The organism is Acinetobacter sp. CIP A162 (assembly GCF_000367905.1).
GTDB lineage: Bacteria > Pseudomonadota > Gammaproteobacteria > Pseudomonadales > Moraxellaceae > Acinetobacter > Acinetobacter lwoffii.
The window spans coordinates 966,627-987,507 of record NZ_KB849159.1; the positions used below are offsets into that span (position 1 = coordinate 966,627).

Consider the following 20,881-nt stretch of genomic DNA (forward strand, 5'->3'; position numbering starts at 1 on the left):
ATATGTCTATGCAAAGTATAAAAATACAGCCTTTAAGCACTGAAAGTTTTCTGCCTTTTGGAGAAGTCATTGCCTGTCAGGGTAATCATTATTTTCATATCAATGAGCAGCAGACTGAGCGTTATCATGCCCTGGCTGAAGTAGAAAGTGACACCAAGGTCGGACTGAGTATTTTTAGAAATATGCAAGCTACGGCAATTCCTTTTCAAATCTCAATGCTGGAAAGGCATCCTCTAGGATCACAGGCTTTTATTCCGATGCACGGCCAGCAATTTTTAATCGTTGTAGCGCCTGAACTTGATTATACACAGCCCGATATTAGTCAGATTCAGGTATTTATCAGTGATGGTTCTCAAGGGATAAATTATCGTGCCGGAACCTGGCATCATCCATTATTGACCCTTGAAGCACCCAGCGAGTTTGTCGTAGTGGATCGTATAGGTAGCGGATCAAATTGTGATGTTCATCCTTTTCCTGAAAACATCCAGATCGTATTTTAAACGCATTAAAAAAAGCCCTTTTATCAGGGCTTTTAACTTATTTCTTCATCACTTTGCCTAGAAGTGATATTTCACTAAAGCACTGACATTATTTTCATCGGCATTTGGGATACCGAATTTGTTGTTCCAGATAGAATGTTCAATCCCCAGATATAAATTGCTGTCTGGAGAAATGTGTTTACCGACATTCCATTTCCATTGGGTGGTCCAGTTCATCTCGCTGTCATGAGTATCTTCTTCTGTAGACCAGTCCAAGAAGCCATCCACCAGAAATTCTTCAGTTCCCAGTTTAATTGGCACGCCGTAGGTCAGTGTCAACTGGTAATCATCATCAATATTCTCATTATTCACGCGATAAAGGTTAATGCTAGCATAGCGGAAATAGGGAATTTCCAGATCGAAACCTACGCCGTAGAGGAAGTTATCAAAACCCTCTCCACCTTCCCAGGTCGTTGAAACCAGTACATCTTTAACCGGACCAAAGGCAAGCTTCTGACCCGACACTTCACCCAAGCTCAAACGTGGTGAAAATTCAAAATAACTTGATTTAAAGTCATCTGCACCGCGCATACGGTCAATGAAGAAGAAGACATCTGCATATTTTACTTTTGCCGTATATTCAAAGGTCGCAGTCGCCTGTTTCTCATCGACCACCTCATAGTTTTCTCCATAAAGTCCGGTGACACTGAAGTCTTGCCAGATCGGTTTTGCCTGTGCGGATGCCGCACCCAATACAAGTAATGTTGCAGCAGTAAGTTGAGTGAATTTCATAAATAAGGGTCCCCAGTGGAATGAAAGAATCACATTCTGAATTAAGCAAAAACAAAGCCAACATTTTTAATTTTTGATAAAAAAAACAGCCCATTTTCTGGACTGTTTTCATCCTGGTTTAAATTTTCTAATGTGGAATCTTTGCCACAATTTCTGTAGTCGCTGTGCTTTTATTTTTAAATAGGTTCAGATGATTGAACAACAGGTTGAGTAAAATGGCCATTAAGCAGGTTGAGCTAATCCCCGAATGAAACAAGGTTTGCACCCATTTTGGAAAGTTGGCATAAAAGGAATGATCAATAATGGGAATCATGCCGGCTGCAATAGCCGTCGCAACAATGATAAGATTTTTTTGCTCGTTATAATCAATTTTAGCCAAGGTACGAATCCCGCTTGCAGCGACTGTTCCAAAAAGTACCAGACCTGCACCACCTAATACCGGTACAGGAATGGCAGCAATCAAACGTCCCATAATTGGCAGTAAACCCAACACGACTAAAATCATGCCCCCAGCTGCGACCACAAAGCGGCTTTTAATTCCGGTAATCGCCACCAAGCCGACATTTTGCGCAAAAGCACTTTGCATGAATGACCCAAAAACAGGCGCCATCGCACTCGATAACATATCGGCACGCAAGCCATTCGAGATACGATCCGCATCCACTTTGGTACCTACAATCTCACCCACTGCAATGATATCTGCTGTGGTTTCAGTCATAATCACGAGAGTAACGATGAGCATGGAAATAATGGCTGTGAGCTCAAAAGTCGGTAGTCCAAAGGCGAAGAAGCTAGGTACCTGAATCCATGTCCCAGTCGCAACTTTAGAGAAATCACCAAAACCGAATAAATAGGCCAGTACTGAACCTAAAACAATTGCTAGAAGAATAGACAAGCGACGAATAGCAGCATGTTGGCTCAAATTCAGGCAGACGACTAAAGCCAATGTCATCAGTGCCAGACCAATATTTTCGACACTTCCCCATTCTGGTGCCTTGGGATTGCCGCCCATCATCCAGCGGACTGCTACAGGTAATAAAGACAAACCAATGATAGTAATGACGCAGCCTGTCACGACTGGTGGAAAGAAACGGATAATTTTGGAGAAATAAGGCGCGAGGAAAAAACCGATCAATGAGGCGACAATGACCGCACCGTAAACTGCTTGCAAACCACCGCCTGTGGTCACAATCGCGACCATCGTCGCAACGCCAGCGAAAGAAACCCCTTGTACCAAAGGTAATTTCGCGCCGATATATTTCACCCCAACGGTTTGCAAAATTGTGGCTAAACCACCCACAAATAGCGCCGCTGCAATCAATAATCCAATTTGATAAGCTTCTAGGCCGGCGGCCGTTCCCACGATTAAAGGTGGTGCAATAATTCCGCCATACATAGTCAGTACGTGTTGCAAACCGTAAGCTGCACTTTTTCCCGCACCTAAATATTCATGTTCAGGTGATATTGTTTTACTTTGTTCTGTCATTTTTCTCACCCTCAAAGTCTAAATATAAAATCAGCTTCCGCGATATGTGGAGTACGCGAATGGGCTGATCAGTAAAGGAATATGAAAATGCTGGGACGCATCTTTCACATAAAAATGAATAACTGCTTTAGGAAAAAAAGTTTCTAAACCCGAATTTTCAAAATAGGCAGATGTAAAGAACTCAAGACTATAGGCACCCGCTTTAAACTCGGTCATGCCGAAATCACTGACGCGGCCGTCTGCATTGGTTTTTGCTTCCCTAATCAGGCGACCGTCTTCAGCAAAAAGTCGAATGACCACGTCTGTCGCAGGTTTTCCCAGATGTGTATCTAAAATATGCGTGCTAATCATGCATGAAGCTCCTGAGCCAGTCGTGACAAGGCAATTTCTGCCAGTTGATGATGGACAATACGTTTCTCAATCTCTGGGTCATTTAGCAAACGATAGTTCAGGGCTTGAAGGACGTCTTCACTGCTCAATCCAGCGGCTTTGATCAGAAAGATAAACCCATATTTTTTCTCATAGGCAAGATTGCCTTTAAGTAGAGCGAGCTGGGTATCTTTATCTGCTGTAATACCGGATTGTTCACGATGGGAAAAGTCTTTTTCTATTTCACTTAATTCAGCCTGTGCCTGTTTTTCACCTATACGGGGATGATTATCCAGTGCAGTTTTAATCTCATCCCAACTCCAGGTCGCTGCTTGTTGTTTCGCTGCATTCAAAACCTCCTCAAGCGATCCATAAGGACGCTTTGCGGCAAGCTCGCTAGACCAGCTGGGTATTTGCACACAGTGCTTTAAAAAGATCATCGCATCTTCTGCTGATGCTTGATTAAATTCAACAAGTTGCACTATTCAATCGCCTGATTATATTGCTTGGTTATTTAAGACTGGTTTTGCAATAACAGTGCCAAAGCTAAGTTTTTCATTATTTTCATAAAATACATGACTCAAAAAAGAGCATTTAAGCTGATCTTTTCAAATACATTTTATGATTATGGCACATGATGGTTATACCAGTGCTCGGCAATATCCCCACAACGGCAAATCCAGACCTTGTCATGATTTTGAATGTAGTCTAGGAACTTTTGTAGTGCTTTAAAACGTCCCGGCCGTCCTAAAATACGGCAGTGCATGCCAATCGACAGCATTTTTGGCGCAGTTTCACCTTCGGCATAGAGCACATCAAAAGCATCTTTGAGATATTGATAAAACTGTTCCCCACTATTAAAACCGCCCGGTGAACTGAATTTCATGTCATTGCTATCCAGGCTATAAGGAATAATCAAATGCGGACGTGTTTCCCCTGCCTGATTGGTCAAGGTGCTCCAAAATGGCAAGTCATCCCCATAGTAATCAGCGTCATATTTGATTTGAGAAAATTCAGCCAGAAGTTGACGGGTATTTGGACTGTCCCGACCGGTATACCAGCCGATCGGTGCCTCATCAAACAGGCTTTCCAGAACACTGATCGCCTGATCCATATATTGGCGTTCGAGTTGAAGCGGCATGTCCTGATAATGTAGCCAGCGCTGCCCATGTGAAACGACATCATAATGGGCTGATTTAATCGCCTCGACCACATAAGGATTACGTATTAAGGCCATGCCGACTCCAAAGATGGTCATCGGCAAACCACGTTTCTGGAACTCCTGATGAATGCGCCAGAAGCCTGCACGTGAACCATATTCGTACATCGAATCCATCGACATATGTTTATCTGGAAAGCTGGCAGCACCAATGATTTCAGATAAAAACTGTTCTGATCCTGTATCACCATGTTCAATGTGGTTTTCACCACCTTCTTCATAATTCAGTACAAACTGTACCGCGACACGCGCGCCGTTTGGCCATTGCACTTTTGGTGGTTCACCATGATAGCCAATCAGGTCACGCGAATAAGGTGCACTGCGAATGCTGTCAATAAGTTCTTGTCCGCGTAAGTAGCTAGTCGTCACATCAATTCCTTGTCGATTCTGAGTAAATGATCAATTTTCTATACGCGTGATAAGCAATTTATGCGCCAAACTAGAGCATTGAAACTGAGAGCACGCTTTTTAAAAAAATATTTTCAGCGAAATTTAAGCTTAGAAATATCCCATCTCAATATTTGCGTGGTTGAATATAAAAAACCTGGAAAGATGCGTATTTATTTTCAATCGCCGGTCAGTGTTCTGATTTACGCAATCCTATGTCCTATTAATTGAAATTTCATAGAACACCTTGCTGTTTTATAGTCCAGCTAAAGGTCACGACACAGAACCCATTATGAATACAAATATCGCCACGTTTAGTCCCGACTTACCCGTCCATATGACATTCGAGGAACATGACTGGCATCTTTTGGCTCAGTACTGGTATCCGATTGCACTTGCGCGTGATATTACAGATCAGCCAACAAGTAGTATGCTGCTTGATATGCCGCTGGTGATTTATAAAATGAACGATGAACTGGTGGTGGCGAAAGATGCATGTCCGCATCGCGGTGTACCTTTAAGCTTGGGAAAAAATGACGGCCAAGGCGTGGTGTGTCGTTATCACGGTTTACGCTTTGGCAGTGAAGGTAAATGTAACCGTATTCCTGCACATCCTCAGCATAAAATATCGGAGCGCTTCCATCTAAAAACTTATGCTGCGGTAGAAAAATATGGTCTGATCTGGTGTTCGTTAAGCGCTGAAAAGGATGCAGAACCTCATATTCCTCATATGCCTTTTTGGGATGATGCTGAGTATCAGCAACTGGTCTGCCCTCAGATAGACATTCAATGTTTTGCAGGAAGACAGCTCGAAGGTTTTATTGATGTGGCACATTTTGCCTGGGTGCATCCCGATACTTTTGGTGATCCGGAGGATGTAGAAGTTCCTGATTACAGTACGACAGAAACGGAGGTCGGTTTTAATGCAGATTATATCAGCAGTGTGGGACGTTATCCGATCGGAATCGAGCAGCGTGGCCAGGAAGATTTTAAATGGTTACGTCATTTTGAAGTGAGCCTACCCTTTACTGCAACACTTACGATTCATTTTCCAAATCATGCCAAGCAGGTCATCATGAATGCGGCTTCACCCATGACTGCGCGTTCAACACGACTTTTTGCACCTATTTGCCGCAATTATGATAAAGATTTACCGGTTGAAGATGCCTATGCCTTTAATATGAAAATTTTCGAGGAAGATCGTGTGATTGTAGAAAATCAGAAACCTGAATATTTACCTCTGGACTTATCTTTAGAAGCGCATTTTCCGGCAGATCGAAGCTCGAGTATGTACCGAAAATTACTACGTAAACGGGGATTTAGTCCTTTATTTGCTGCTTAAAATTTTATTCAAAAGAAAGATTCATAATAAATAACCAGGGTTAGAGCTCCTCTGATATTTAAAAATTAATTGGGTTATATATTGATTTCTATGAGGATACATCTTGTTATATAGCCTCATAAGCCTTGTATTCTGGTGAAGATAAGGCCTTTTAGAACGATAAAGAACTTTAAGAAGATAAAATTAGTTTTTTATTAAAATAGGTATATAATAAATAAAATCACTTTAATTTACTATTTTAATAAAATTATGGATCAATATTGCACACTGCAGATTTATCAGGAAGATGAATGGCTGGATTGCGCTATTGTTGAGATTGTCGGTCAACAACAAACTGGATGGCAAGCAGCCACGCGCACATCATATCTATTTGAATATGCTATTTCTTATATGGACCTAAGCGATGGGCATGCGCTAGCCTATCATTTACCAGTAAATGTGCAAAATACATTGCAATCTACCTGGCCGGCCTTCCTGATGGATTTGTTACCTCAAGGTTATGGTCGTAAAGAATTACTCCGTCAGCTTAATTTTTCTGAAAATACTCAGGAACAAGCAGACTGGGCGCTTTTAAAAGCAGGTGCAGGCAATCCGATAGGTAACTTACGGGTGAAAGAGGCTTATGAATGGCTACAGGGGCAATTCCCTGTTCAGCAGAATCATGGCTTTAGTCTGGACCAAGTCGTAGAACGTCAAGAAAAATTTATTGAATCCTTAGCCTCTTATGGACTTTTTATTGCCGGTTCTTCTGGTATTCAGGGCGAGTGGCCAAAATTACTGTTAACTCAAGGTCACGATGACCTGTTCTATCTGGATCACACGCTGACAGATCATCAGGTCAAGCAGCATTGGCTGGTGAAATTCAGCCGTGGCAGTGATCAGAATTTAGATAAAATTTTGATGCACGAAGCCTTATATATGAAAATTGCCCAGTATCTGGGACTTCGTGTTCATAACGAACTGGAACTGCATGGCAAGACTTTATTCATTCCCCGATTTGACCGTAAGGTCATCGATAGGAAGGTCGAAAGAATTGCTCAGGAAAGTATTGCTTCTCTGGGAGGAAAAGCAGGTTTCGGGGTAAGAATGACCCATAACCAGATCTGTAGCCTGCTGATGCAATGCTGTACTGAACCAAAACAGGAAATTTTTGAATATTTGAAGCGTGATCTTGCCAATGTCGCTTTAGGCAATAAGGACAATCATACCCGTAATACAGCGATTCAACGTTTCAATAATGGAATCATTCAACTAACCCCATTATTTGATTTTGCGCCGATGTGGCTTCATCCGGATGGTATTGCCCGAACTACGCGTTGGGAGCGAGATGATCATGGTGGTATGCCAATTTGGCATTCAGTCATTGAACAGATCGCCGAAAGCACGATGATTGATCCAAAAGAAATCAAAGCGGTGTTAATCGAACAATTACCACTTTATCAGGGGTTACTCGAGCACATGCAGCATCTGCAACTGGCACCTGAAATTCTGGAAAATAGCCAGTATCGAATTAATAATATTTGCCAACAATTGGAGGAGCTGAATCATGGATAAACGCTTTAAGCCACTGACCCCGATTCAACAGATGCAAAAGAGATTATCTGTACTTGAAACCGTCAGTAACAATCCTGACTGGCCTTTTCATCAGGTTGCTCGCTTCATTCGTACCGAGTTGCACCTTACACTCAACGATATGGCTAAAATAACTAAGATTGCTCCCCAGACTCTACAGAAAATGGAACAACCGGAAGGCAATCCAACACTCAAGTCTATGCAAAAATTACTGGATGCTTTTGGCTTAAAGTTAGAAATTAGGGTTAAATCCTGATAGAAATCTGATGCTTTAATTGATATTAAGGGAAATTATAGAGAACAATAATAGCTTAACAACTGAAAATATGCCCTGCTCCAATCTGTTTATTGAATCCTTGCTCCATCACAGGAATCCCGATTTAAATTAAACACGGGATTCACTGGGGGCTGACATTTTCTCATCAGTTTTTAATGAATATGTTTACTTGCGAAACGTCATTATGAAGAAATATCAACACAGAGATATTTCATTTCAAGGTATTCATCCATACCGAATTTAGACCCTTCACGGCCTAATCCCGATTGCTTGACTCCACCAAATGGCGCAACCTCATTAGAGATAGCTCCGGTATTAATTCCCACCATACCGTATTCTAAGGCTTCGCCTACACGCCACTGACGTGCTGTACTTTGGGTAAATACATAGGTGGCCAGACCGAATTCTGTATCGTTCGCCATCTGAATCGCTTCTTCTTCAGTCTTGAAGCGGAATAATGGCGCCAACGGTCCAAAAGTTTCCTCTTTTGCCACACGCATCTGCTGGGTGACTTCAGTCAAAAGCGTTGGTTCGAAGAATGTACCGCCCAGATTTGAGCGCTGTCCACCGGTTTTCACCTGTGCACCTTTGCTCACTGCATCAGCGATATGTGACTGCACTTTTTCAATCGCAGCCTCATCAATTAATGGACCTTGGGTAGAGGCTTCATCACGGCCATCACCGACTTTTAGTTTGGCAACGGCAGCCACCAGTTTTTCTACCAGCGCATCATAAATGCCATCTTGTACATAAATCCGGTTCGCACAAACACAGGTCTGTCCACTATTACGGAATTTACTGGCCATAATGCCCTGTACAGCCTGTTCAAGATTGGCGTCATCAAAGACCAGAACCGGTGCATTACCACCAAGTTCTAAGGACAGTTTTTTGATGGTCGGTGCACATTGCTGCATCAGGATACGGCCGACTTGAGTCGAACCGGTAAAGCTTAACTTTTTCACAGTTTCGCTTTCACATAAGACCTGACCTACTTTAACCGCATCACCACTGACATGCAGCAATACATCTTGTGGTAAACCTGCGCGCAAGGCCAAAACTTCCAGTGCATACGCAGTTAAAGGTGTTTGTTCAGCCGGTTTAACCAGCATGGAACAGCCGGCAGCCAGAGCTGGCGCGGCTTTACGGGTAATCATCGCCGCCGGAAAATTCCACGGTGTAATGGCCGCTGTCACCCCAATCGCCTGCTTAATGACCAATAACCGTTGATGGGCAAGCGTTGGAGTCAACACGTCACCATCAATACGGCGTGCCTGCTCGGCAAACCAGCGGATAAAGGAAGCAGCATAACCGATTTCACCCCGTGCCTCAGCCAGTGGCTTGCCCTGTTCAGCAGTCAGGATCTGAGCCAGGGACTCTTTATTTTCCTGCATCAGATCGAACCAGGCCCAAAGCACATCCGCACGTTCAAGTGCTGTCTTGGCTTTCCAGGCTTTCTGGGCTTGCTGAGAACGAGCAATCAGCTGTTCTACAGACGCCCGGTCATGGGATTTTACCCAGGCCAAAGTGGCTTGGGTTGCTGCATCGTTGACTTCAATATATTCACCCGTGGCAGGCTGATCGAAGCTGATATCAGGATGCTGTAATAAATCTCTATATTGCGTTTGAAGCATGATCATTACTCTTTCATTAGGCTGCGACAGACAGTGCAAACCCTTGTTTCAAGATAGCCAATCCCGCACGGAACTGTTCTGCTGGAATGGTGAGCGGGTATAGGAAACGGATTACATTACCATAACGACCACAGGTCAGGATTAACAGACCATTTTGCATGGCATGGTTTTGTACAGCTTTTGCCTGTTCCGCAGTTTCGAGCTCAACCGCCACCATTGAACCCAGTGCGCGAATATCTTTAACCATGCTAGAGGACATTTTCAGTTCATGCAAAACATCAACCAGTTCTGCGCCTAGATCATTCGCTCTTTCACAAAGACCTTCTTCTTCAATGATATCCAGTACCGCATGGGCAGCCGCAACAGCAACCGGGTTACCTGCATAAGTGCCTCCCAATCCACCTGGATTTGGTGCATCCATGACTTCAGCACGACCTACCACGCCTGAGATCGGGAAACCGCCGCCTAGACTCTTTGCCATCGTAATCAGATCTGGCTTGGTCTCATAATAATCCATCGCAAACAGTTTACCTGTACGCGCAAAGCCAGACTGTACTTCATCAGCAATCAGTAAAATGCCGTTTTGATCGCATAGGACACGCAAGCGTTTCAGGAATTCTGCAGGCACCACATTAAATCCGCCTTCGCCTTGTACAGGCTCAAGCACAATCGCTGCTACGTCATGCGCAGCAATATCTTCTGCGAAAATGTCTTCGATGCTTTGCATTGCATCATCTACGCTAATGCCTTTGGATTCCACCGGGTAACGGGCATGGAAAACACCACCAGGCATCACCCCAAAGTCGCGTTTATAAGGTGCAGTTTTACCGGTCATGGCCATCGTCATAAATGAACGGCCATGAAAACCATTACCAAAAGTCACAATGCCATGACGGCCAGTATGGGCACGGGCAATTTTAACTGCATTTTCGACAGCTTCAGCACCAGTCGAAAAGAATGAGGTTTTTGCAGCACCTTGGATGGGAGCGCGTGCATTGATACGTTCTGCCAGAGCAACGTAACTCTCGTATGGTACAACCTGATAAGCCGTATGGGTAAATTTGGTTAATTGTTCAGTGACCGCAGCAATAATTTTAGGGTGACGATGGCCAGTATTCAGTACGGCGATTCCGCCCGCAAAGTCGATATATTGATTGCCTTCTGCATCCCAGATGGTCGAGTTTTCTGCTTTTTCCGCGTACCATTGACACATGACCCCAACACCACGTGGTGTCGCCTGCTGTTTACGTGCATTCAGTGCTGAGTGTTTACTGTCCATTTTGTATCCTCATTCTTGATTCATACGTTGTAAATTTTGCTATCCGGATCTTGGGATAGAAATTTGCCAAAGACTGGCTGATGTTGTTCATTTTGCGCTTTTATGCGTATGAGACGAGAGCCATTATTGAGTAATTCAAAGGAGCCAATTGATCTATTTAAAACGAGTAAAATAGTCAAAATATAAAATTATTTTATTTATAAACAATTATTTATATTTATAATGAAAATTGGCTCCTTTTTAAATAAAGAAGCCAATTTAAAAACCCATTGCAAAAATTTACGATGGGTCATCATGGATTAAATCTAGTCGTTTTTATGGATTAATTCATCTTGCAAAAAACTTCGCTTAACCCGGATAGATGCCGCGTTCCTGGCGTGCCATTAAAATACGTTCACAAGCCAGAATATAAGCGGCTGTACGCAAAGAACATCCGGCCTGAACTGCTTTTTGCCATACATCCTGTACCGCATTTTTCATACTGGCATCCATACGCTGGTTAATCTCTTCCTCAGTCCAGAAATAGCTGGCCAAATCCTGAACCCATTCAAAATAGCTGACCGTCACGCCACCCGCATTGCAGATCACGTCTGGCACCACCGTAATATGACGCTCACTCAGAATTTCATCGGCCTCAGTCAATGTAGGACCATTGGCACCTTCCAGAATCATTTTGGCCTGAATATTTTGCGCGACCTGAGTATTAATCACACCTTCCAGTGCAGCCGGAATAAAGACTTCAGCAGGAATGGTCCAGAAATCTGATGTAGAAATTTCATCGCTGGCAGAAAATCCCTGAATTTTATGGTGAGTATTTGAGTATTCAAGCAGCTTTTTAATATCAATTCCCTGTTCATGATACAGAGTGGCGGAGTGGTCCTGAACACAGATTACTTTGCTGCCATTTTCCTGGAAAAGCAGCGCAGCTTCACTGCCGACATTACCAAAGCCCTGCACACAGACCCGGGCATCTTTTAAATCCAGACCGATTTGCTGGGCAACTTCACGTCCGCTAATAAATACACCACGACCTGTGGCTTTACTGCGGCCCAAAGAACCTCCTAAATGAACCGGCTTTCCGGTCACTACGCCAGTAATCGTAGAACCCGCATTCATGGAAAACGTATCCATCATCCAGGCCATGATTTGCGGATTGGTTCCAACATCCGGCGCCGGAATATCTTTTTGCGGTCCAATAATTAAATTGATTTCTGCCGTATAACGTCGGGTCAAGCGTTCCAGTTCGCGCTTGGAAAGCTGGCTCGGATCAACTCGCACACCGCCTTTGGCACCGCCAAAAGGTAAATTTAGAGCAGCACATTTGATCGTCATCCAGGCCGACAGAGCCATCACCTCATCTAAATTGACATCTGGATGAAAACGCACGCCGCCTTTGCCTGGACCGCGAGTTAAATTGTGCTGAACACGATAGCCTTCAAAATGCTGAACCGTACCATCATCCATGATGACCGGAACATCGACAATCAAACTGCGCTTTGGGCGTCGCAGCATGTCCAGTCGTTCACTCAGCTCACCCAGATAAGGCGCTACTTTATCCAGTTGCTTAAGATAATTGTTCCAGGCCGTTGTACCTTGCTCGGTATAGGTCAATCCTTTCATCATCATGTTCATTCTATGATCCTTTTGTTATATGCAGTCGTATGTCCTGGCGGCTGCAACACATCTCTATTCGGCTGTTATGGCAATCATTGCTTGATTCAGGTCTTAGTTCAGCGAGCTCCAAACAAAATCAGTGTCTAGATTTTCCGCTTTAGTTTTAATCGGTATCTGTGTATATTGCCTGCCCGCCTGTATGCTCGCATTCAAGCCGCAGGTACATGATCAAAACGCATACAAGACACTTTACAATGACTGCCTGATCAGACTATTTTGCACCTAGCAATACCGCTCTCACGAGAGCCATTTCAAATTTGTAGGAGAGAGCCAATTGCGTAGCTTGCTTGGAGATTATTTACTGCAGCGATTGCAGCAAGATGTCACAGGAACATTACAGATGCGCCTGTTCCGCTGCTTGCGTAACGCGATTATTGATAGCGTATTGGCTCCCAAAACCCGCTTGCCTGCATCACGTGATCTGGCTAAAGAGATTCAGGTATCACGTAATACGGTGTTAAATGCCTATGAACAATTACAGGCACAGGGCTATGTGGATGCCCGTACCGGTCAAGGTACCTGGGTAGTAGAGAAATTACCCGAATCCTTTTTGGTGAAGGCAGAACAGAATTCTCCTGCCGTTGCAGAAAAAAAAGCACAGCAAAATTATAATCTGTCGCAACGCGGTTCTTACTTGCTCGGCTATTCCGCGGCTTCGCCTTATCAATGGGGAGCCTTTGTACCGGGCGCACCCGATGTAACCGAATTTCCGCATCATATTTTCAGCAAAATCCAAACGCGTTTGAGCCGTGAACCTCAAGTTAACAACCTGATTTACAGCAATGCCGGTGGCTCCCTAGAACTGCGTCAGGAGCTGGCAGAATATCTGAAAATTGCCCGTTCAGTGCAGTGCGATGCTGATCAGATCATTATTACCGAAGGCACCCATCAGGCGATTGATTTGGTCTCGCGTACTTTAAGCGACATAGGCGATGAGGTCTGGATCGAAGATCCAGCCTATTGGGGCGCGCGTAATATTTTACGAATTAATGGCGTCAATCTACGTTCCTTACCGGTGGATCAGGAAGGGATTATTCCCGATCTGCATCCCAAGAAACCACCTAAACTGATTTTTGTGACGCCGTCGCATCAGTATCCTTTGGGCTCACATTTAAGTTTAGAACGGCGCAAACAGTTAATTGCACTGGCACGCCAGCACAATAGCTGGATTGTTGAAGATGATTATGACAGCGAGTTCAGGTTCTCGGGCCAGCCCTATCCTTCTTTACAAGGTTTAGAGCCGGATTCTCCGGTGATTTATATGGGGACGTTCAGTAAGACGATTTATCCGGCCCTGCGTATTGGCTATTTAGTGGTACCAAAACAGCTCTTTTCTTCATTGCGAATTGTGGCCTCGGAACTTTATCGTGGTGGTCACTTAATCGATCAGCAAACACTAGCTGAATTTATCCGCGAAGGTCATTATGAAGCGCATATCCGACGGATGCGTTTATTGTATGGCAAACGCCACGCTTTTTTAATTGACCTGATTCGCCGACATTTAGGTGAAGATTTTCTGCATGAATACAATACCGCTGCCGGTTTGCATCTGATTTTAAAATTGCCGAGCAGCAGTGATGATGTCTTGATTGCATCCAAAGCGCTTGAACTGGGAATCAAGGTCAGAGCCTTATCGCAATACTATACCAAACATTATTCCACCCGGCAGAAAGGATTATTACTGGGCTTTGCCTGTGTGAGTGAACAGGAAATTCTGGTGGCTTTCGGGATATTGTTAAAGTGCTTGCGCGAGCATGGGATCCGCACTTTAACTTAGTAAAAACTTAAGGATCAATACAATTATATTTTTAAAATCAAAAAGCTTTTAATTTATTTTTAAAGGGAACGTAAACCTGCTTTTAGTCTGATATTTTAGGTAGGCTTTATTTTTCTGTAAATATTGCCTGCTTATATTTTTTATCTCTTAAGCCAATTGGCTCCTTTGAATTGCTCAAAAATGGCTCTCGTCACTTTACAACAAAAAAGAGAAATTAACCGCATACATGAACAGCATGTAACCGTACTTTAATCAAAGTGTGATCCTGTCTATAAGGCTACAAGGATTCATTTTATTAAGATTAACTTAATATTGGTCAAGCACTGATGAATTCGGTTACAGTTTCAAAGGATAAGATAGCGTAAGCCAAATAAGGAATTTTATTGCCGCTACGCTATTGATATTAAGGGAAATTATATGGCAGAACATCAACATTTCTCCAATTCCGAATCATCAGACGGCTTAAAAAACGGACTTAAATCACGCCATCTCACCATGATTTCAATTGCGGGTGTCATTGGTGGAGCACTCTTTGTCGGCTCCGGTAATGTCATCTATTCTGCAGGACCGGCTGCACTCATTGCCTATACTCTAGGTGGACTATTAGTTTTACTCATCATGCGTATGCTGGGAGAAATGGCGGTACTGAATCCCGACAGTGGTTCATTTTCAACCTATGCGGATCGTGGAATCGGGCGCTGGGCCGGATTTTCTATCGGCTGGTTATACTGGTCTTTCTGGACGTTGCTCATGGGCTGGGAAGCCTTTGTCGCCGGGAAAATCCTAAATAGCTGGTTTCCATTTATCCCGATCTGGGGCTATATGCTTCTGGTCACTGTAGCACTGGTCTGGATTAACCTCCGTGACGTAAAAAATTTTGGTGAATTCGAGTTCTGGTTTGCCCTGATCAAAGTCATTGCCATTGTACTGTTCCTGGTATTTGGCAGCTTGGCTGTGATGCACCTGTGGCCTTGGGGCGATGCCTCTATGCTCGGCGGTGGTACAACTCATCTAACCGCTCAAGGCTTTATGCCCAATGGCTTTTCATCGGTGATCACTGCCTTACTGGGTGTAATGTTTGCTTATATGGGAGCAGAAATTGTTACCGTGGCAGCAGCTGAAACCAAAGATCCCGCCAAGGAAATTCGTAAGGCCGCTAATTCAATTGTATGGCGTATCATTTTATTCTATGTCGGTTCAATGCTAATTACGGTTTGCCTGATTCCACACAATAATCCTTTATTGAAAGATCCGACCTGGGGTACGTATAGCGTGGCCCTTACCGCACTTGGTATTCCGGAAGCACGCCATATTGTTAATTTTGTCGTTCTCACCTCGGTATGTAGCTGCTTTAACTCCGCACTTTATACCTGTTCACGCATGGTCTATTCCCTCTCGAAACGTGGAGATGCACCAAAGAGTTTCGGTTTAACCAACCGCAATAACAGCCCATGGGTAGGTGTCATCTTTTCAAGCCTGTTTTCTTTCGTGGCGATTTATCTGACTGCCACCGAAAGTATGAATATTTATGATGTCTTGATGTTAGCGACTGGTACCGTATCTTTATATGTCTATCTTGCTATTGCCATTTCTCAGCTTAAGTTACGTAAAAAACTGGAAGCTGAAGGACAAAATATTCCATTCAAGATGTGGTTATTCCCATGGCTAACTTATCTGGTCATTATCTTTATTGTCGGCGCTTTAATTACCATGATTATTGAAGGAACCTATTTTAAAGAAGTGGTTTATACCAGTGTGCTTGCATTATTTATTGTGGGCTTAGGCATTTGCGCACAAAAGTTTAACTGGGGTAAAGCCTCAGCCAAAAAGGAAAAGGCAGCACAGGCCAGAATTAATTTAAGTGATAATCTTTAATTTATTTCTATAGAAATTTTTTAAACACATCAGAATGAATAAATAAATGGAGAGTTAAAAAACTCTCCATTTATTTTATATACAAGCCCAGTAAAAAAGGCCTATGTATGTCTAGATTTTAAATCTCCGTTGATACCTCACCTTTCCTAATCAAATTTCACCTTTCAAGACCACCTCAGCTATCAAAGTGTAGCCAGAAGCTGTTTCATCAGCTTTTTCTGTTCTGGTTGCTCAACCTGATCCGTTTCAACGAATAATTGATAAATCTCGAATACATTCTGTTATGAAATGTTGAGTCCAGCCTCATTTTGCCCAAAAGCTTCTAATATATTTTTTCTTATATGGCCACAATCATTGGAATTGGAAAAGATATGAATCATTATCCTGAAACCCCAGCTTCAACTGAAACACAAGACCATCAACCGGGTGTGCAAACCAAAATGGACCCTGCACCGGAAATTATTAAACCGCATTATAAAGGCAGTGAAAAATTAAAAGGCAAAGTTGCCTTGATTACCGGTGGTGATAGCGGGATTGGCCGTTCTGTATCGGTCTTATTTGCCCGCGAAGGTGCAGATATCGCCATTTGCTATCTGGATGAAGATCAGGATGCACGGGACACCAAAAAAATGGTGGAAGATGAAGGCCGCTGTTGTCTGCTGATTCAATGTGATTTACAAGATCAAGATGAAATCAAGAAAATGGTGGAAAAGACCCTTCAGGAATTTAAAACAATCAATATTCTGGTCAATAATGCCGGGGTTCAATACCCGCAAGAAAGTATTAGCGATATCTCGCCTGAGCAATTACATAAAACATTTAATGTGAATATTCTGTCGATGTTCCACCTGACTCAGGCGGTGATTCCACATATGCAAGAAGGTGACAGCATTATCAATACGACAAGTATTACCAGTTATCACGGACATGATCAGCTGATTGACTATGCCAGTACCAAAGGGGCCATCACTACATTTACCCGAAGCCTTTCCACCAATTTATTAAAAAATAAAACGGGCATTCGCGTCAATGGAGTCGCGCCAGGTCCTATCTGGACACCACTCATTCCGAGCAGCTTTGATGAAGAGCAGCTTAAAGATTTTGGTAAAAGTACCCCAATGGGCCGCATGGGCCAGCCAAGTGAAGTAGCACCGGCGTATTTATTTCTGGCCAGTGAAGAAGCTAGCTATATTTCAGGTCAGGTGATTCATGTGAATGGCGGCAGTATTATTAACGGCTAATCGGACAAAGAAGATAGCGGTTCTAGTTGACCGTTATCTTCATCTATTTAATCTTTAGATTTTCATATTTTTTAAAAATTTTGTTTTTATAAAATGATTCCAACAAATACTTACCCTCGTAAAAATAAGCTCTTGTTATAGTAATTTCAGCCAAACCTGATGAGGATATTAAGATGCCTAGAGGTGACAAATCAGCCTATACCGATAAACAGAAACGGCAGGCTGAACATATTGAAGAAAGCGAAAAAGAACGTGGTCATTCTGAGGAAGAAGCCGAACGTATTGCCTGGTCGACGGTCAATAAACAAGACGGCGGTGGCAAGAAAAAGAAAACGTCCCACTAAGCAGAATTCATACTGATGACGCTATAGGACACCTATAAAGACCCTTTATAATTTACTTATAGAGGGTCTTTTACCATCAAGTTTAAGTGATATTTTCGATACGCTGCTGAGTCCAAACTGGCCAGATCTTTTGCAAGGTCTTTTCAAATTTTGCATTCTCAGTTCGCCATTTTGGATTTTTGTCCTTATCAATAATCAGCGCACGAACGCCTTCAATAAAGTCGCCCTGCTCTAACCAGACATCTTGCAAGTCGCGTTCTAACTGCATGCATTTTTCTAGCGACAAATTCTGTCCAGCTTGCTGTAACTTCAAGCTGGTTTGCTTGGCCATGACCGGACGTTGCTGCAAAATTGCCAGCATTTTATTGGCCCAGTCCTGATCAGTTGAATTACTTGTATGAGCAAGGCTCTGTTCAATCTCCTCGAGGTTTGGATAGCCGAAATGCTGATTAATCAGATCTGCACGTTTTTGCAGCTCGCTTTCTACCGGATGCGTAATATAGGAACTAATGATCTTTTGAATCTCAAGCGAGTTTAATACCGGCGCTGCAATCAATGCCGCTTCCAGTTCAGCAAAACGCTCACTCGGCACATGATAATCCACCAGATCCAGATATAGCGCATCACTGTTGCTGATCTGTTCCCCGGTCAAAGCCATATAGACACCGACTTCATCTAGTCGGGACAAAAAATGTGTTGCACCGACATCGGGGAAAAAACCAATCGCAGTTTCTGGCATGGCAAAACGTGATTTTTCACTCGTAACTTTGATATGACAGGCTTGAGCCAATCCAAAGCCTCCGCCCAGTACATAGCCATCCATCATCACGATCACGGCCTTTGGAAAATTACGCAAGGTGCTCAGCATCTTATATTCAGTGGCAAAAAAATCCTGATATTGGGTATTGCCGGCCTGATAGCTGTCATACAGATAGCGGATATCTCCTCCGGCACAGAACGCCTTGGGACTGTTGGAATTGATCAGAACCGCTTGTACCTGTGGTTCATGCAGCCACTGATCGAGTTGCGCCTGAATGCCTTGGATCATTGGCAGGGTTAAGGCATTTAAATGGCTGGTGCGGTCCAGGCTGATAATGCCCAGACTTCCTGCGACCCGTATCGCTAAATTATTTTCATCACTCATTTTATTTTCCTATTTTTGTTTTATTGATGGGTAAATTTGGCTGGGCGTTTTTCTACAAAGGCCTGCATGCCTTCTTTTTGATCGGAACCGGCAAAAATCGAATGGAAAACCCGGCGTTCAAAGCGCAGGCCTTCAGCCAGGCTCACTTCAAAGGCCCGATTAATTGATTCTTTAATCATCATCACGGCAGTAAGCGACTTTTCAGCAATTTTCTCGGCAGCTTGCAGGGTTTGTTCCAGCAATTCTTCCTTGGCAAAAACCCGAGCGACCAAACCACTTTGTTCCGCTTCCTGCGCCCCCATCTGCCGTGCAGTCAGGCACATTTCCATGGCTTTGGCCTTACCAATCGCCAAGGTTAAACGCTGGGTCCCGCCAATGCCGGGCAACACGCCTAAGGTAACTTCGGGCAAACCAAATTTTGCATTATCAGCGCAGTAAATAAAGTCGCACATTAAAGCCAGTTCGCAACCACCACCCAAAGCATAACCACTCACTGCGGCAATTAAAGGTTTACGACGCTGCGCAATTCGATCGGCCAGACTGAAAAAATCATCCAGATAAATTTGCGGAAAATTCAGATCTGCCATTTCTTTAATATCGGCACCAGCGGCAAAGGCTTTTTCCGAACCGGTAATCACAATACAGCCAATTGCCGGATCTTTTTCCAGCTGATCCAGTGCCTGATTGACTTCAACAATCAGCTGGTTATTCAGTGCATTTAACGCTTGTGGGCGGTTTAAAGTAATTAGGCCGACCCCGTTACGCTGTTCGAGTAAAATCGTTTGCCATTGCATGAGATAAATCCTTTTAAAATTAGAGGCTGCGTGCAATCACCAAGCGCTGAATATCGCTGGTGCCTTCATAAATCTGACAAATCCGCGCATCCCGATAAATCCGCTCAATCGGGAAATCTTTGAGATAACCGTAGCCGCCAAAAATCTGCAGCGCTTTGGAGCAGACACGTTCTGCCATTTCTGAAGCAAATAGCTTGGCCATGGAGGCTTCGGTTAAACAGGCTTCACCGGCTTCTTTTTTGCGTGCTGCAAAATGTACCAGTTGCCGTGCCGCTTCAATTTCAGTCGCCATACTGGCCAACCTGAAAGAAATCGCCTGCTGTTCAAAAATAGGTTTGCCAAAAGCCACGCGGTCGTGCGCATAAACAGTGGCTTCTTCCAATGCGGCACGTGCCAAGCCAACCGCCTGTGCGGCAATACCGATCCGCCCGCCTTCCAGATTGGCCAAGGCGATTTTTAAACCTTCGCCTTCGGCACCGAGTCTTAAACTTTCATGAATGCGGACATCGGTTAAGGCAATCTGACAGGTATCCGAAGCATGCAGGCCGAGTTTTTCTTCCACCCGAATCACTTCATAGCCAGGTGTGTCGCGCGGCACTAAAAATGCACTCATGCCTTTTTTGCCCGCGCCTGGATCAGTCACGGCAAACACAATAATCATCCCGGCATTGTGGCCAGAAGTAATAAACTGTTTGGCGCCATTGATGATGTAATGATCGCCGTCCTTGACCGCCCGGGTTTTAATCGCGGCAGCATCCGATCCGGTATGTGGTTCGGTTAAGGCAAAGGCACCAATCATTTCACCTTGGGCCAAAGGCTTTAGAAATTGCTGCTTTTGCTGTTCCGTGCCGAACTTGAAAATCGGCACACAACCCACCGAGTTATGTACGCTCATAATCGCGGATGTTGCACCATCAGCCGCAGCGACTTCTTCTAAGGCCAAGACATAAGCCAGCGTGCCTGTGCCCGAACCGCCCCATTCCTCGGGAATCAGCATCCCCAGAAAACCCAGCTCTCCCATTTGAGCCAAGGCATCTTTGGGAAAGATGCCTTTTTGATCCCACTCGCCGGCAAAGGGTTTAATCTGTTCCTGGGCGAAGCTTTTGGCCATATCCTGAATCAGGTGTTGTTCTTCCGTTAATTGCATCGATGCTTCCTTCAATCTCTTTATTTAATCTTCTTATTCAATCTGTTGGCTT

Annotated in this window: 19 protein-coding genes; 8 read left to right on the forward strand and 11 right to left on the reverse strand. The window is 43.9% G+C overall.

Annotation, left to right across the window (positions count from 1 at the left end):
• Nucleotides 1–2 precede the first annotated feature (2 nt).
• On the forward strand, nt 3–500 hold the full coding sequence (locus tag F995_RS11050) for an ureidoglycolate lyase (RefSeq protein WP_004646920.1): 498 nt from the start codon (nt 3–5) through the stop codon (nt 498–500).
• 57 nt (nt 501–557) lie between these two features.
• Here F995_RS11050 and F995_RS11055 read toward each other — a convergent pair whose 3' ends face one another.
• From F995_RS11055 to puuE, 5 genes are all read right to left on the reverse strand, one after another.
• Nucleotides 558–1,271, reverse strand: a complete 714-nt coding sequence (locus F995_RS11055; protein WP_004646921.1) for an outer membrane protein OmpK — start codon at nt 1,269–1,271, stop codon at nt 558–560.
• A 127-nt stretch (nt 1,272–1,398) separates the two neighbouring features.
• Nucleotides 1,399–2,757 (reverse strand): nucleobase:cation symporter-2 family protein, encoded by a 1,359-nt coding sequence (locus F995_RS11060; protein WP_004646923.1) that lies wholly within the window; start codon nt 2,755–2,757, stop codon nt 1,399–1,401.
• A 30-nt stretch (nt 2,758–2,787) separates the two neighbouring features.
• Nucleotides 2,788–3,108, reverse strand: coding sequence for a hydroxyisourate hydrolase (gene uraH, locus F995_RS11065; RefSeq protein WP_004646924.1), 321 nt, complete (start codon nt 3,106–3,108; stop codon nt 2,788–2,790).
• On the reverse strand, nt 3,105–3,608 hold the full coding sequence (gene uraD, locus F995_RS11070; RefSeq protein ID WP_004646925.1) for a 2-oxo-4-hydroxy-4-carboxy-5-ureidoimidazoline decarboxylase: 504 nt from the start codon (nt 3,606–3,608) through the stop codon (nt 3,105–3,107). Before uraD ends, uraH begins: the two co-directional genes overlap by 4 nt.
• A 143-nt stretch (nt 3,609–3,751) precedes the next feature.
• A complete protein-coding gene (gene puuE, locus F995_RS11075) occupies nt 3,752–4,714 on the reverse strand; it encodes an allantoinase PuuE (RefSeq protein WP_004646927.1) in 963 nt (320 codons plus the stop codon).
• Between the two features lie 310 nt (nt 4,715–5,024).
• On the opposite strand from puuE, the gene F995_RS11080 reads away from it, so the two are divergent.
• The 3 genes from F995_RS11080 to F995_RS11090 all read left to right on the forward strand — a co-directional run bounded on the left by F995_RS11080 (nt 5,025) and on the right by F995_RS11090 (nt 7,902).
• Nucleotides 5,025–6,074, forward strand: a complete 1,050-nt coding sequence (locus F995_RS11080) for an aromatic ring-hydroxylating oxygenase subunit alpha (protein ID WP_004280261.1) — start codon at nt 5,025–5,027, stop codon at nt 6,072–6,074.
• 249 nt (nt 6,075–6,323) lie between these two features.
• Nucleotides 6,324–7,628, forward strand: coding sequence for a type II toxin-antitoxin system HipA family toxin (locus tag F995_RS11085; protein ID WP_004646929.1), 1,305 nt, complete (start codon nt 6,324–6,326; stop codon nt 7,626–7,628).
• Nucleotides 7,621–7,902: a helix-turn-helix domain-containing protein gene (locus tag F995_RS11090; RefSeq protein WP_004280265.1), complete on the forward strand. Its 282-nt coding sequence runs from the start codon at nt 7,621–7,623 to the stop codon at nt 7,900–7,902. Before F995_RS11085 ends, F995_RS11090 begins: the two co-directional genes overlap by 8 nt.
• A gap of 203 nt (nt 7,903–8,105) precedes the next feature.
• On the opposite strand, the gene F995_RS11095 is transcribed toward F995_RS11090, so the two are convergent.
• From F995_RS11095 to F995_RS11105, 3 genes are all read right to left on the reverse strand, one after another.
• Complete coding sequence (locus tag F995_RS11095; protein ID WP_004646931.1) at nt 8,106–9,554, reverse strand: NAD-dependent succinate-semialdehyde dehydrogenase; 1,449 nt, start codon at nt 9,552–9,554, stop codon at nt 8,106–8,108.
• Between the two features lie 16 nt (nt 9,555–9,570).
• Nucleotides 9,571–10,833, reverse strand: coding sequence for a 4-aminobutyrate--2-oxoglutarate transaminase (gene gabT, locus F995_RS11100; RefSeq protein ID WP_004646932.1), 1,263 nt, complete (start codon nt 10,831–10,833; stop codon nt 9,571–9,573).
• A 348-nt stretch (nt 10,834–11,181) separates the two neighbouring features.
• Nucleotides 11,182–12,453 (reverse strand): Glu/Leu/Phe/Val family dehydrogenase, encoded by a 1,272-nt coding sequence (locus tag F995_RS11105; protein ID WP_026055730.1) that lies wholly within the window; start codon nt 12,451–12,453, stop codon nt 11,182–11,184.
• A gap of 328 nt (nt 12,454–12,781) precedes the next feature.
• Here F995_RS11105 and F995_RS11110 point away from each other — a divergent pair, with 328 nt between their 5' ends.
• The 4 genes from F995_RS11110 (at nt 12,782) to F995_RS16825 (ending at nt 17,744) form a co-directional block, all read left to right on the forward strand.
• Entirely contained in the window at nt 12,782–14,284 is a 1,503-nt protein-coding gene (locus F995_RS11110) for a MocR-like pyridoxine biosynthesis transcription factor PdxR (RefSeq protein ID WP_004646934.1), read from the forward strand.
• A 417-nt stretch (nt 14,285–14,701) separates the two neighbouring features.
• Nucleotides 14,702–16,159, forward strand: coding sequence for an amino acid permease (locus F995_RS11115; protein WP_004646935.1), 1,458 nt, complete (start codon nt 14,702–14,704; stop codon nt 16,157–16,159).
• 371 nt (nt 16,160–16,530) lie between these two features.
• The gene (locus F995_RS11120; RefSeq protein ID WP_004646936.1) at nt 16,531–17,400 is read left to right on the forward strand and encodes an SDR family oxidoreductase; all 870 of its coding nucleotides are present in this window, start codon (nt 16,531–16,533) and stop codon (nt 17,398–17,400) included.
• A 173-nt stretch (nt 17,401–17,573) separates the two neighbouring features.
• Complete coding sequence (locus tag F995_RS16825; protein ID WP_004280276.1) at nt 17,574–17,744, forward strand: hypothetical protein; 171 nt, start codon at nt 17,574–17,576, stop codon at nt 17,742–17,744.
• Nucleotides 17,745–17,826: 82 nt separating this feature from the next.
• On the opposite strand, the gene F995_RS11130 is transcribed toward F995_RS16825, so the two are convergent.
• From F995_RS11130 to F995_RS11140, 3 genes are read right to left on the reverse strand one after another with little or no spacing between them, the layout of a single operon-like run.
• On the reverse strand, nt 17,827–18,888 hold the full coding sequence (locus F995_RS11130) for an enoyl-CoA hydratase/isomerase family protein (protein ID WP_004646937.1): 1,062 nt from the start codon (nt 18,886–18,888) through the stop codon (nt 17,827–17,829).
• Between the two features lie 20 nt (nt 18,889–18,908).
• Nucleotides 18,909–19,682, reverse strand: a complete 774-nt coding sequence (locus F995_RS11135; protein ID WP_004646938.1) for an enoyl-CoA hydratase — start codon at nt 19,680–19,682, stop codon at nt 18,909–18,911.
• A 19-nt stretch (nt 19,683–19,701) separates the two neighbouring features.
• Nucleotides 19,702–20,829 carry an acyl-CoA dehydrogenase family protein gene (locus F995_RS11140; RefSeq protein ID WP_004646940.1) on the reverse strand — a complete coding sequence of 376 codons (1,128 nt, stop codon included), beginning with the start codon at nt 20,827–20,829 and terminating at the stop codon, nt 19,702–19,704.
• Nucleotides 20,830–20,881: the final 52 nt, after the last annotated feature.

Coding starts and splice junctions, on each gene's coding strand:
- F995_RS11050 (WP_004646920.1), top strand. CDS start 3: ATGTCTATGCAAAGTATAAAAATACAGCCTTTAAGCACTGAAAGTTTT.
- F995_RS11055 (WP_004646921.1), bottom strand. CDS start 1,271: ATGAAATTCACTCAACTTACTGCTGCAACATTACTTGTATTGGGTGCG.
- F995_RS11060 (WP_004646923.1), bottom strand. CDS start 2,757: ATGACAGAACAAAGTAAAACAATATCACCTGAACATGAATATTTAGGT.
- uraH (WP_004646924.1), bottom strand. CDS start 3,108: ATGATTAGCACGCATATTTTAGATACACATCTGGGAAAACCTGCGACA.
- F995_RS11080 (WP_004280261.1), top strand. CDS start 5,025: ATGAATACAAATATCGCCACGTTTAGTCCCGACTTACCCGTCCATATG.
- F995_RS11085 (WP_004646929.1), top strand. CDS start 6,324: ATGGATCAATATTGCACACTGCAGATTTATCAGGAAGATGAATGGCTG.
- F995_RS11090 (WP_004280265.1), top strand. CDS start 7,621: ATGGATAAACGCTTTAAGCCACTGACCCCGATTCAACAGATGCAAAAG.
- F995_RS11095 (WP_004646931.1), bottom strand. CDS start 9,554: ATGCTTCAAACGCAATATAGAGATTTATTACAGCATCCTGATATCAGC.
- gabT (WP_004646932.1), bottom strand. CDS start 10,833: ATGGACAGTAAACACTCAGCACTGAATGCACGTAAACAGCAGGCGACA.
- F995_RS11105 (WP_026055730.1), bottom strand. CDS start 12,453: ATGAAAGGATTGACCTATACCGAGCAAGGTACAACGGCCTGGAACAAT.
- F995_RS11115 (WP_004646935.1), top strand. CDS start 14,702: ATGGCAGAACATCAACATTTCTCCAATTCCGAATCATCAGACGGCTTA.
- F995_RS11120 (WP_004646936.1), top strand. CDS start 16,531: ATGAATCATTATCCTGAAACCCCAGCTTCAACTGAAACACAAGACCAT.
- F995_RS16825 (WP_004280276.1), top strand. CDS start 17,574: ATGCCTAGAGGTGACAAATCAGCCTATACCGATAAACAGAAACGGCAG.
- F995_RS11130 (WP_004646937.1), bottom strand. CDS start 18,888: ATGAGTGATGAAAATAATTTAGCGATACGGGTCGCAGGAAGTCTGGGC.
- F995_RS11135 (WP_004646938.1), bottom strand. CDS start 19,682: ATGCAATGGCAAACGATTTTACTCGAACAGCGTAACGGGGTCGGCCTA.
- F995_RS11140 (WP_004646940.1), bottom strand. CDS start 20,829: ATGCAATTAACGGAAGAACAACACCTGATTCAGGATATGGCCAAAAGC.